Consider the following 12,634-nt stretch of genomic DNA (forward strand, 5'->3'; position numbering starts at 1 on the left):
AGCAACCAACTCAAGAATATAGAAGAATCTATTTTATGAGCTGATTGCTTATTTTTTGGAGCTGGTTCCTTCTGTTATTACCTCCATTAAAAGGTTTAATGTATAGAGGTAGTTTTTTTTTAGATTTTACAGTATAATATGGGGTTGAGGAGTACATATCGTGCTCCTTCATTTTTTGCAGATGAGGAGACAACATGTTTTCAAATTATAAACCTACATGGATGGTAGAAGCCGTCTATAAAATTACCCCTGCACAACTGAAAAAACTAGGGATCAAAGCCGTCTTGACGGACCTTGATAATACACTGATTGCTTGGAATAATCCAGATGGAACGGAAGAATTGTTCACTTGGATTTTAGAAATGAGAAATGCGGGCATACCAGTAGTCGTTGTTTCTAACAACAACTCAGAACGCGTAGCTCGTGCAGTTAAAAAATTTGAGCTACTTTATGTTGCAAGAGCTTTGAAGCCTTTGCCAGTGGGAATCAATAAAGCAAAAAAAATGTTGGATCTGGCAGATGAAGAAATCATCATGATTGGTGATCAGATCATGACCGATATTCGTGGCGCGAATAGTGCCGGTATCCGTAGTGTCTTAGTTAAACCAATCATTGAAACTGATAGTTGGAAGACGAAATTCAATCGGTTCTGGGAACGTAAGATCATGAGTTATTTAGTAAAGAAACATCCAGATATGGATTGGCGAGGTGGCATTGAATGAACGAAGAATTGCAATGTATCGGTTGTGGCGTGATGATCCAAACTGAACATCCTGATGAATTAGGCTATACACCAAAAGCAGCACTCGAAAAAGGGTTAGCAACAGGGGATGTTTATTGTCAACGTTGTTTCCGTTTGAGACATTATAATGAGATCCAAGATGTATCACTGACAGATGATGATTTCTTGCGATTACTAAATGAATTAGGTCAAAAAGACGCATTGATCGTCAATGTGGTGGATATTTTCGATTTCAACGGTTCACTGATTCCTGGATTACATCGTTTTGTCGGAAACAATCCAGTTCTTTTGGTTGGGAACAAAGTCGATATTTTACCTAAATCATTAAAAAAATCAAAAATGATCCAATGGATGAATGAGCGTGCCCATGAAGCAGGGCTAAGACCTGTCGAGGTGTTGTTGACAAGCGCAAAAAAAGCACCTGAAATGACAACACTTCTAGAGAAAATCGAAAAATATCGTGAGGGTCGAGATGTGTATATCGTTGGTGTGACGAATGTCGGGAAATCGACATTGATCAATCAGATCATCAAAAATACGGCAGGCGTCCAAGAAGTGATCACGACTTCGCAGTTCCCAGGAACAACGTTAGATAAAATCGAGATCCCATTGGATGATGGCCAATTTTTGATCGATACACCAGGAATTATCCATCGCCATCAAATGGCCCACTATTTAGGCAAAAAAGACTTACGTATCATCGCACCGACGAAGGAAATCAAGCCTAAGGTGTATCAGCTGAATGAAGGTCAAACGCTTTTCCTTGGAGGATTAGCTCGATTCGACTTTATCAGTGGCAAACGATGTTCATTTATTGCTTATGTATCAAATGATGTCAATTTACATCGGACAAAATTAGAAAAAGCCGATACTTTTTATGAAAAACATGTAGGCGGCTTATTGCAACCACCACGTCCGAATGAAGTCAGTGAATTCCCTGAACTTGTTCGCTTTGAGTTTTCTGTAAAAGAAAAGACAGATATCGTCTTTGCAGGACTAGGCTGGATCACGGTAACGGAACCAGCAGTCATCGCAGGCTGGGCGCCAAAAGGGGTACATGTGTTAAGAAGAAAAGCACTGATTTAAGAAAGAAGGAAAAACATGAGTTTAAGAGGAAAGCAAAAACGATTTTTACGTAGTCAGGCACACCATCTTCAACCGATCTTCCAAATCGGTAAAGGTGGGATCAATGAAGCAATGATCGTCCAAATCGAAGAAGCACTTGAAAAAAGAGAATTGATCAAAGTATCATTGTTGCAAAATACAGATGAGATCGCAGAAGATGTGGCACAAGTATTAGAACAAGCTATCGCATGTGAAGTGGTTCAGATCATCGGACGCGTGCTTGTTTTATACAAAGCATCATCTAAAGAGAAATACCAACGGATATCTAAAGAAGTACATGCAATCTAAGGAGTGACGAAGATGAAATCGCAAGCGAAATCCTTTGTTCGACCTCAAGTATTTCCAAAAGAAATGCCCCATCTTTATGCGAAAAGAAAACAGGTGGGGATCTTGGGCGGAACTTTCAATCCTGTGCATCTAGCCCATCTAGTGATGGCAGAACAAGCAGGACAGAATTTAGGACTAGACCATGTCTGTTTAATGCCTTCCTATCAACCACCTCATGTGGATGAAAAGCCAACTATACCGGCAGAACATCGCTTAAACATGCTGGAACTTGCGATCGAAGACAATCCTTTTCTAACGATTGAAACGATTGAAATCGAACGAGGCGGCAAAAGCTATACGTATGACACGATGAAGGCTTTGACTCAAAATAATCCTGATACGGACTACTATTTTATCATCGGCGGTGATATGGTCGAATATTTACCAAAGTGGTACAAAATCGACGAGTTATTGACAATGGTCCACTTTGTCGGTATCCATCGACGTGGGTATCAAGTGGAAACCCCGTATCCTGTGATCTGGGTCGATGTCCCTGAGATTGATCTAAGTTCGACAAAGATTCGTCAAAAAATTCAACAAGGTTGTTCCGTCCGTTATTTGATCCCAGATAAAGTCTTGGATTATATTCAGAAAGAAGGATTGTATCAACATGAATTATAGTACAGATTATACGGCCTATACTCGAGAAATCTTGATGCAAAAAGTCCAAATGAGAATGAGTGAACAACGCTTCAAACATGTTTTGGGTGTAGAACAAACAGCTGTTGCACTTGCTGAAAGGTATGGTTGCTCGCCAGAAAAAGCGAGTATCGCCGCATTGACACATGATTATGCGAAAGAACGACCAGACGATGAGTTTATCTTATTCATCGAACGTGAGCAACTTGATCCAGAGTTATTAGCTTATGGAAATGCAATTTGGCACGGATTAGTCGGTGCATCATTTGTTGAACGAGAATTAGGCATCACTGATGAGGAGATCTTACAAGCAATCCGTCTCCATACGACAGGAGCTGCTGAGATGTCCTTACTCGATAAAGTCATCTATGTGGCTGACTATATCGAACCAGGACGTTCTTTTCCAGGTGTCAAAGAAGCCCGTGAGATTGCCATGATCGATTTAGATGAAGCAGTTGCATTCGAAACCAAACATACATTAGCACATTTGATTGCGCAAGAGAGCAAAATTTATCCAAAAACAATTGAAACATATAATCATTGGGTGGCAAAATAGCTGACCCATTAGGAGGAAATCATCATCGATAGTAAAGAACAATTAAAAATCGCTGTCCAAGCAGCAGATTCAAAACGTGCAGAAGATATTTTAGCTTTAGACGTCCGTAAAGTGTCGCTATTAGCTGACTACTTTATGATCTGTTCAGCAAACAGTGAACGTCAGATCAATGCCATCGTGGAAGAAATCATTGAAAAAGAAGAAGAAAGCAAATACGAAGTAAAACGCGTAGAAGGAAAAGAAGGGGGCAAATGGATTCTGATCGATCTAGGTGATTTGATCATCCATGTATTCCATGCCCCAGAACGTGGGTTTTATAATTTAGAGAAGTTATGGTCAGATGCGCCACTTGTCGATTTGACTGAATGGTTGGATTAACATGGCCTACGAAACATTTGCCTTTATTTACGATGAAGTCATGGATGACGGGCTTTATGAACAATGGCTCGCATTTTCTAAACGCCATTTGCCTGAAACAACTAAAAACATCCTTGAACTAGCTTGTGGTACAGGAGCATTAGCTGTGGCTTTTGCCAAAGACGGCTACAATGTAACTGGCTTGGATCTATCAGAAGAAATGCTGATGATCGCCAGTCAACGTGCCTATGAAGAAGAAGCATCGGTACAGTTTGTTGAAGGGAATATGTTAGATCTATCAGAGAGTGGGCAATACCAAGCCATCACTTGTTTCTCAGATTCTTTGTGCTATATGCAAAACGATCAAGAAGTACAACAAGTATTCGATGAAGTCTATCAGGCATTGGAAGAAAACGGCCGTTTCTTGTTTGATGTCCATTCCGTTTATCAAATCGATCAAGTATTTCCGGAGTATAGTTATCATTACCAAGGAGACGATTTTGCCTTTCTTTGGGATAGTTATACGGGGAAAGAAAAACATAGCATTGAACATTATTTGACATTCTTTGTCGAATCACAAGAAAAAGACGGTACGTTCACACGTGAAGATGAATTACATCAAGAACGTACGTATCCACTAGAAAACTACTTGCGGATGTTAGAGAATAGCGGATTTGCTAAAGTAGAAGTATTCGCTGATTTTACAGACGAAACACCTAACGAAGAATCCAGACGTTGGTTTTTTGTCGCCCAGAAAGAAGAAGGCGAAATCGACGAACTGTAGCAAACAATAAAAAGGAGAGACGGCTGGATCAAAAAGCTTAGTCTCTTCTTTTTTACTAGGCGAAAGGAGAAAAGCGAATGAAAGTATGTGGCATCATTGTTGAATATAATCCCTTTCACAATGGTCATCTTTATCATGTCCAGCAAGCACGGGAACGAACCGGTGCCGACGTAGTGATTGCGGTGATGAGTGGCAATTTTTTGCAGCGAGGTGAACCGGCGATTTTAGATAAGTGGCAACGTGCAGAAGTAGCCTTGAAAAACGGAGTGGATCTCGTGGTTGAATTACCAATCGAGTGGGCAGTACAATCTGCTGATTATTTTGCTAAAGGAGCAGTTCAACTGTTGCAAAAATTAAACTGTGACTATTTATGTTTTGGAACAGAAGATGAAGCGACCTTCGATTATCAAGCATTTGGTCAATTTGTTTTGCACCATCAGGATCAAATCACCAAAGCATTTCAAGAGTTGCCCGATCAGACAATGAGTTATCCGCAAAAGATGACACAGGTATTCAAGCACGTCTACCCAGAAATCTCACTTGATTTTTCCTCGCCTAATCATATTCTAGGGCTGAGCTATGCAAAAGAAAATGCTACCTATGAACATCCAATGGAACTAGTTCCGATCAACCGTAAAGGGGCTGGTTATCATGATGAAGAGTTACCAAAAGAAACAATAGCCAGTGCCACAGCGATTCGTAAAGCATTAACGGAAAATCGATCGATTTCTGCAACAGTTCCCTCAGAGACAGAGAGATTTTTAAAGACAGAAAGTTTGCAAACTTGGACATCCTATTGGCCCTTGCTAAAATACCGTCTTCTTTCTTCCACCGTTGACTCGTTGCAAAAAATCTACCAGATGACGGAAGGTTTAGAGATCAGGATGTTAGAAGCGGCCAAGACAGCTAATACATTTTACGAGTTTGTCGAACAAGTCAAAACAAAACGCTATACGTGGACGAGGATCCAACGCCTGTCGTGCTATGTGTTATTGAATATCCAAAAAGAAGAGATGAGAGAGCAACAGATGCAAGAATACATCCATGTGTTGGGCTTTACAGCAGCAGGTAGAGCATGTCTCAAAAATAAAAAAGCCTTAGCCCTTTTTGCGAAAATCGGCAAAAAAGAAGCGCAAGTGGCAAAACTACTCGTTCGCAGTGATCAAATCTATCGCTTAGGTGGCGAGGTAGCGGAACAAGTATTTGGGCGAAAACCAGTCTTTATCGAAACGATCGAAGAGAAAAAAAGCTTCACATAAACCTGATTCACAAGTATAATGAAACAGGACGTTTTGTGTGTTCCCGCACGAATCAAAAAGAATCTATCCTATATCAAATCAGAAAGCGAAGTGAAACTATGGGACGTAAATGGGCCAATATCGTAGCTAAAAAAACAGCTAAAGATGCAAACAACAGCCGAGTTTATGCGAAGTTCGGAATTGAAATCTATGCAGCAGCAAAATCAGGTGATCCTGACCCACACGCTAACCAAAAACTACGTTTCGTCATTGAGCGCGCTAAAACTTACAATGTACCAAAACATATCATCGACCGAGCAATTGAAAAAGCAAAAGGTTCAGGGGATGAAACATACTCTGAATTGCGCTATGAAGGATTTGGACCAAATGGCTCAATGGTGATCGTAGACACATTGACCAACAACGTAAACCGCACAGCCGCTGATGTGCGTGCAGCATTCGGTAAAAACGGCGGAAATATGGGTGTCTCTGGGGCAGTATCTTATATGTTCGACAATACCGCGATTTTTGGTTTTGCCGGTGAAGATGCAGATGAGATCTTAGAATACTTGATGGAAAAGGACATCGATGTACGTGATGTCATGGAAGAAGATGGCCAAATCATCGTTTACGGAGAAGTGCCAGATTTCCACAGTATTCAAGAAGCACTAAAAGAAAAAGGCATCACTGACTTTTCAATTGCGGAGATCCAAATGATCCCTCAAAATGAAGTGACATTGACTGGCGAAGACTTGGAACAATTCGAAAAAATGATCGATGTATTAGAAGATCTAGAAGATGTCCAACATGTCTTCCATAATGTTGCTTTAGAAGATTAATCGAATAAAGCGGATAAAAGAGGTCGGAACAGAAGTGTTTAACCTCGAGAAATAAGGCGCCAGCCACGAAAATTGTTTTTCAAATTTTTGTGGCTGGCGCCTTATTTGTGAAGAGATACTTCTGTTCCCGCCGTTTGTTCAGTTTTAAGTGTTACGAGAGGATGAATGTCCAGACACTTTTTTATTTTCCTAAAAAAACAAACAGCTGTTATCCTGCTTAAAAAGCTAATGTCATGTTTTGCTTTCGTACTTTTATTTATACGATTTTTTCGGAGAAGAGAAAATATTGGTGAAGCTAAAAAAGAAGTATAGTCATACGATATGAAAGAAAGAGAACAAATACAGAGTAGTTAAATTAAAAATCCTGTGTTATTTGTTACAGTTTTTTTGTGATTTATTATCATTTCTATTTCAACCTGTGTTATTATTAAAGTATCGTGAGTAAACGAATAGTAATTTGATGTAGGCGGGGAAAGAATAATGGAAGCAAAAATTAATCTAGAGCCTTTCGAACGTATTCTAAGCGGTTACCAAAAAGTAGAAGAGTTGGCAGTCAATATCACCGATTGCTCAAAGCTTGCACAAAAATATGCACCTTATGGGGTAGAAGGCTATCGTTTAGGAAACTATATAGGCACAGGCTATTTGAATCGTTATCTAGAATGTATGGTTGATCGCGCGCCCATGCTGATCTATAAAAAAAAATATTTGATTCCATTGCTTTTTCGACGTTCTGACTCAGCATTTCAGTTGTTTGAAGAAGATTATCGGATGGAAGCTTTCTTTTTATTATTGGACTGGAGTCTGAAGCATCAACCAGAAAAGATATTGATCGAAACAAGTCAAAAAGTAGATACGAAAAAAGAAAAAGTCATTGATACAGCTTATTTGGCTTTTCGTGTATCAGAAATATTAGATAGTGGGGGTTACCCGATCAGTAATTTCCAAACAGTCGAACAATTTATGGATTGGAATCGTATTTATCGTCTGATCGATAACGGAGGGATTGGTCGCCATAGTAAAGTATTTGACCCAGAATATCCCGAAAATATCGAAGAATTGCGAATGATCGTTTCACTTGTTCGTTTGAAATACCCAAACACAGAATTGATGTTATGATCGATAGATGAATAAAAAGAGGCAGAGACAGAAGTGTTTAGCCTCGAGAAATAAGGCGTCATCCACGAAAATTGTTTTTTCAATTTTTGTGGATGACGCCTTATTTTTTGAAGAGGTTACTTCTGTTCTCGCCGTATATTCAGTTTAAAGTGGTGCGAGAGGACTGATTCCCCTGATGCTTTTTATTTTTAATAACGAATCAATCTAAAGCGAGAGACTCATGATTTTCAGTAGCCAATGCTTGTAGAAAAGAAGCGTCTTTCGCTGATGTAAATAGGATCAATTCATGCATGGCACGCGTACACATTGTATATAAGATTTGTTTGTCATGACCAGAATTAAAATGTGCATCATCGACATTCCATAAAAAGACTCGGTCAAATTCTAATCCTTTTGCTAGATAAGCAGGAAGAAGAATAATCGAACGTTTCATAAAATCAGATTCATCAGCAATCAATTGGACTTGATCTTTCAGGGATACAGGCAATTGTTCATAGAGTGCTTCACATTCAGCGATCGTTTTACCAATGATCGCGGTACGCCAATATTTTGCTTGCTCTTTCGTGTCAATGATCGTTTGTTCCAACCAGTTGATTTTGCTTGTAGATGAATCACTTTGGACGATCAACGGTAGGCGACCTTCACGAGCCGTTGTTTCTACAAGATTGTCGTGAGCTAAGAAATGATTGGCAAAATCAGTGATTTGCTTCGTGGAGCGATAGCTCGTCGTCAATTGGAATTGGGTCACTTCTTTCTCTGGGAAAAGCGACTCTAACGAACCAGTGATCGTCTCGTTCCCAAAAACATTTTGGTTCAGATCCCCACAAAATGTTAGATTGGCAGTTGGATAGATTGATTGCAGCAATGCGACCTGCGAAGGAGCAAAATCTTGCATTTCATCAATAAAAATATACCTTGCCTTTTGTGTGACTGATACAGGATGGATTCGACGCATCAATAGGAAGTACAAGACGGCGTCTTCCTGTGGCAATTCTCTTTTCCGTAAGTTCATTTTGACTTCTTGAAGATGTTCGTTCCAAGAAGTTTCGCTGATTCCATGTGCGGTTAACATCGTTTTAGGAATCGTTTGTAAAAAGTGAAGAAACTGTTTCGGTAAGTTGACGAATTGATAATGTAAAATTCCTCGGTGAACTTTACGGAATCTTTTTTTCACGATTTGATTCGTAAGTTTTTTACGCAATGATTTTTCTTTTTGTTCGGTGTATTCTAAATTTGGATCGGTTGCATATAGTTCTTGAAGTTGTTCTTCAGCAAGCTCTTTGACCCACTTCTGACGGGTTTCATCCTTTTGCAGACCGCCTAATTTTTTCAATAACTTTGTCTGTAATAAAGATAGACGTTGATGCAATGGAAGTAGTTCATTGGTTTCTTGGTACCATTTTCGGATCGCTTCTTTGGATAGGATCGTTCGACCATTGATTTTCATCTCACGGAACAATGGCCCAAAATCAGTGATCGTCTGGATGTAAGTCTCCAGGAGATCAACGAAAGTCAATCCGGATTTCAACGTTTTTATCGGGTCATCAGCACCAGAAAGGAAACCGACTTCTTGTTGTTCTTCTTCAGTCAACTCAAATTCAGGAACTAATTGCTGTAAATAATTTTTGAAGGTTTGTGTCGGAACACCACTTTCACCAAGAGATGGTAAAACAGTGGAGATGTAATCAGAAAACAGATGGTTTGGTGAGAACAATAAGACGTTCTCAGCATCTAGCCATTTCCGATTGTGATAAAGGATGAATGCGATACGTTGAAGTAATGCTGAAGTCTTACCGCTTCCAGCAATTCCTTCGATCAGCATCACTTTACTGTTGGTGTCACGGATAATGGCATTTTGTGCTTTTTGGATCGTCGACACGATGTTTTTCATGTGAGCACTTGATGCGTCATCCAAGATTTCTAATAGAAAATCATCATTGATGACTTCAGATGTATCGACCATGGAGACGATTTTTCCTTCAACGATTTTGAACTGTCGTTTCAAGAGAAGTTCGACGTCGATTTTTTCGACATCTGTTTCATAAAAAGCAGGGCCGATTTCTCCTTCGTAATACAGGTTAGCGATCGGTGCACGCCAGTCGATCACGATGGTTTCTTCTTCTGTATCTCTCAATGAGGCGATGCCAAGATAGAGAGTTTCTTTTTCCGTCTCTTCTTTGAAATCGATACGAGCAAAGTAAGGACTTTCTTTCATTACTTCTAATGTTTGCAGACGTTTTTGCTGAGATTCTAATGTATGGTATTTTAAAAGCAATTCTTGTTCATGTTGGCGGTATTCGACCACTGACTCATAAAAAGACTCGTTGGAGCCGCTACGTATTTTGTGATTAGCTGTTTCTTTTGTGGAGTCATTCATTTTTTCAGTCAAGTCGCTTAATTTGCGATTCAATAGGCGTTGTTCAAGTTGGATCATTTGTGTGGTTTCTTCCACATGCTGTTGTTCTAATTGTCTTTCATTCATTGCATCGTTTACTCCTTCCGCCGTAAATAACGAATTAAAAGTATAGCACAGTTTGACTAAAAAAGGTACACAAGTGAGTTAACTAAAAATAAACGCAAAACTACATGAGAGTGATAGTTGTTTTCATTTAGGGGTTTTTAGTTTAAATGGCTTTAGAGAACAGGTATTCTAAATGTGGAGAAAGGAGCTGAACGAAATGACACATTTTAAAAAATTTGCAATGACACTACTGATTGGAGCGGTGGCCCTCATCAGTGAGTTTATGTTCGACCGTCCTCGCCTTGCGTTTATGATCATTGCTATCACCGGTGGCACACTCGCCTTCTTGATGTTTGTCGAAATGATCAAAACACTGCGTTCAGGGAAATATGGGGTCGATATTTTAGCGATTACAGCTATTGTTGCGACATTGCTCGTCAATGAATATTGGGCGAGTTTGATGATTTTGATCATGTTGACAGGTGGCGAAAGTTTGGAAGACTATGCGCAAAAAAAAGCAGGTCAGGAATTGCAATCCCTATTAGATAATACGCCAAGAACCGCCCATAAATTGCAAGGAGATCAACAACTTGATGTTGCGGTAGACACACTTGAGATCGGCGATCATCTGGTGATCAAACCAGGGGAAATCGTTCCAGCTGATGGACGAGTGATCATGGGGGAATCTACTTTTGACGAAGCGTCATTGACTGGAGAAGCAAAACCGATGAGCAAGAAAGTCGGTGATGAATTGATGTCCGGTTCGGTCAATGGGGACTCATCTGTCAAAATGGTGGTTGAGAAACGGGCAGAAGATAGCCAGTATCAATTAATTATCAAACTAGTAGAGGAATCGAAAGAAAAACCCGCACGTTTTGTCCGTCTAGCAGATCGTTATGCTGTTCCCTTTACTTTGATCGCTTACTTGATCGGCGGAATCGCTTGGTGGGCTAGTGGTGATCCTGTACGCTTTGTGCAAGTCTTAGTTGTAGCATCGCCATGTCCATTGATTTTGGCTGCACCTGTTGCTCTAGTAGCGGGAATGAGTCGTTCAAGTAAAAGTGGGATCGTTGTCAAGACTGGTACCGCTGTGGAAAAATTAGCAGAGACTAAAACGATTGCCTTTGATAAGACAGGAACAATCACCAAAGGGATGCTTGAAGTAACTGGTGTCGCTCCCGTTCAAGGGTTTTCAGAAGCGGAATTATTACGTGTGGCGGCGAGTGCGGAACAAGGCTCAGCCCATATCTTGGCCCGTTCCTTAGTTCAAGCAGTTCCCCGATTGTTGCCAGTCACTGATTTGAAAGAAATCTCAGGGCAAGGGATTACCGCTACGGTTGATGGCAGGCAGGTTAAAGTAGGGAATGCACGCTTTATTGATGTTCCAGAAGCTAAAACAGATACAACTGCGATCTATGTGGCGATTGATGAAAAATACGCCGGCACGATCTACTTCTCAGACACAATCCGTCCAGAAGCAAGTAAAACAATCGCTCGCTTGAAAGCTCAAGGCATCACCGACTTACTGATGGTGACTGGGGACGGTCGTACGGTTGCAGAAGCAATTGCCGAGGAAGTTGGCTTGACCGAAGTTCATGCTCGTTGTTTACCACAAGATAAATTAACGATTTTAACTAGTATCCCCAAAGAAAAGCGGCCTGTCACGATGGTAGGAGATGGTGTCAATGATGCTCCTGCCTTGACTGTCGCAGATGTAGGCATCGCCATGGGCGCACATGGCTCAACTGCTGCAAGTGAAAGCGCAGATGTCGTCATTTTGAAAGATGATTTAGAACGAGTAGCAGAAGCAGTGATGATTTCTAGAGAAACGATGAAAGTAGCGAAACAATCTGTTTTGATTGGGATTTTTGTCTGTGTCTTTTTGATGCTCGTTGCCAGTACAGGAGTCATTCCAGCATTGTTTGGCGCGATGCTTCAAGAAGTGGTTGATACAGTTTCCATTTTAAGTGCGTTACGTGCAAAAAAATCAGCGAAACAACAACCACATGCCATGATCACACAAAATTAAAGGCAAAATGATAAAAGAGACTTTTCAGCAAAATCTTTTTGCGGTATGATGCAAAGAGAGAAGCAATAGTTGATCAATACAAAAGTGAACGATGAAAGGAAGTTGAAAACATGCCATTCGTACATGTTGAATTAGTCGAAGGACGTAGCCCAGAACAATTAGAAAACATGATGAAAGATATCACCGAGGCGGTCCATAAAAATACGCAAGCACCAAAAGAACACATTCATGTAATTATCAACGAAATGAAAAAAGGCACGTATGGTGTCAATGGTGAATGGAAAAAATAAGTGAATTCGAGACTTGATTTTTTGAAATAATAGTGGTTAAATAAACACATAGATGATTGATGAGAAAGACAACTGAATTTGAGAGTCTTCGATAAGAGAGGAAAAGCTAGGCTGAAACTTTTCCAGGA

At 40.2% G+C, this 12,634-nt stretch carries 13 protein-coding genes; 12 read left to right on the top strand and 1 reads right to left on the bottom strand.

All coding sequences use genetic code 11. The features are described from left to right. The first annotated feature begins 194 nt into the window (after nucleotides 1-194). From IGJ49_RS04600 to IGJ49_RS04645, 10 genes are all read left to right on the top strand, one after another. Nucleotides 195-722 carry a YqeG family HAD IIIA-type phosphatase gene (locus IGJ49_RS04600; RefSeq protein ID WP_010735865.1) on the top strand — a complete coding sequence of 176 codons (528 nt, stop codon included), beginning with the start codon at nucleotides 195-197 and terminating at the stop codon, nucleotides 720-722. After that, nucleotides 719-1,828, top strand: coding sequence for a ribosome biogenesis GTPase YqeH (gene yqeH, locus IGJ49_RS04605; protein WP_349520032.1), 1,110 nt, complete (start codon nucleotides 719-721; stop codon nucleotides 1,826-1,828). The genes IGJ49_RS04600 and yqeH overlap by 4 nt, the downstream gene beginning before the upstream one ends. A 15-nt stretch (nucleotides 1,829-1,843) precedes the next feature. Further along, nucleotides 1,844-2,155: a ribosome assembly RNA-binding protein YhbY gene (gene yhbY / locus IGJ49_RS04610; protein WP_019724120.1), complete on the top strand. Its 312-nt coding sequence runs from the start codon at nucleotides 1,844-1,846 to the stop codon at nucleotides 2,153-2,155. A 12-nt stretch (nucleotides 2,156-2,167) separates the two neighbouring features. After that, complete coding sequence (locus IGJ49_RS04615; protein WP_137072127.1) at nucleotides 2,168-2,815, top strand: nicotinate-nucleotide adenylyltransferase; 648 nt, start codon at nucleotides 2,168-2,170, stop codon at nucleotides 2,813-2,815. Then, nucleotides 2,805-3,389, top strand: a complete 585-nt coding sequence (gene yqeK, locus IGJ49_RS04620; protein ID WP_023519420.1) for a bis(5'-nucleosyl)-tetraphosphatase (symmetrical) YqeK — start codon at nucleotides 2,805-2,807, stop codon at nucleotides 3,387-3,389. Before IGJ49_RS04615 ends, yqeK begins: the two co-directional genes overlap by 11 nt. A 24-nt stretch (nucleotides 3,390-3,413) precedes the next feature. Continuing rightward, a complete protein-coding gene (rsfS, locus tag IGJ49_RS04625; protein ID WP_034688417.1) occupies nucleotides 3,414-3,767 on the top strand; it encodes a ribosome silencing factor in 354 nt (117 codons plus the stop codon). 1 nt (nucleotide 3,768) lies between these two features. Then, complete coding sequence (locus IGJ49_RS04630; protein WP_010735859.1) at nucleotides 3,769-4,530, top strand: class I SAM-dependent DNA methyltransferase; 762 nt, start codon at nucleotides 3,769-3,771, stop codon at nucleotides 4,528-4,530. Nucleotides 4,531-4,607: 77 nt separating this feature from the next. After that, a complete protein-coding gene (locus IGJ49_RS04635) occupies nucleotides 4,608-5,789 on the top strand; it encodes a nucleotidyltransferase (RefSeq protein ID WP_137072130.1) in 1,182 nt (393 codons plus the stop codon). Nucleotides 5,790-5,887: 98 nt separating this feature from the next. Continuing rightward, nucleotides 5,888-6,607, top strand: coding sequence for a YebC/PmpR family DNA-binding transcriptional regulator (locus IGJ49_RS04640; protein WP_029594248.1), 720 nt, complete (start codon nucleotides 5,888-5,890; stop codon nucleotides 6,605-6,607). Between the two features lie 480 nt (nucleotides 6,608-7,087). Continuing rightward, nucleotides 7,088-7,726 carry a hypothetical protein gene (locus IGJ49_RS04645; protein ID WP_019724515.1) on the top strand — a complete coding sequence of 213 codons (639 nt, stop codon included), beginning with the start codon at nucleotides 7,088-7,090 and terminating at the stop codon, nucleotides 7,724-7,726. 199 nt (nucleotides 7,727-7,925) lie between these two features. On the opposite strand, the gene helD is transcribed toward IGJ49_RS04645, so the two are convergent. Continuing rightward, nucleotides 7,926-10,208: an RNA polymerase recycling motor HelD gene (helD, locus tag IGJ49_RS04650; protein ID WP_137072131.1), complete on the bottom strand. Its 2,283-nt coding sequence runs from the start codon at nucleotides 10,206-10,208 to the stop codon at nucleotides 7,926-7,928. Between the two features lie 196 nt (nucleotides 10,209-10,404). Between helD and IGJ49_RS04655 the strand changes: the two genes are divergently transcribed. Then, nucleotides 10,405-12,216, top strand: a complete 1,812-nt coding sequence (locus IGJ49_RS04655; RefSeq protein WP_409173785.1) for a heavy metal translocating P-type ATPase — start codon at nucleotides 10,405-10,407, stop codon at nucleotides 12,214-12,216. A gap of 110 nt (nucleotides 12,217-12,326) precedes the next feature. Next, complete coding sequence (locus IGJ49_RS04660) at nucleotides 12,327-12,506, top strand: 2-hydroxymuconate tautomerase (protein WP_002287649.1); 180 nt, start codon at nucleotides 12,327-12,329, stop codon at nucleotides 12,504-12,506. Nucleotides 12,507-12,634: the final 128 nt, after the last annotated feature.

The organism is Enterococcus sp. AZ171 (assembly GCF_051714005.1).
Classification (GTDB): Bacteria; Bacillota; Bacilli; order Lactobacillales; family Enterococcaceae; genus Enterococcus_B; species Enterococcus_B pernyi.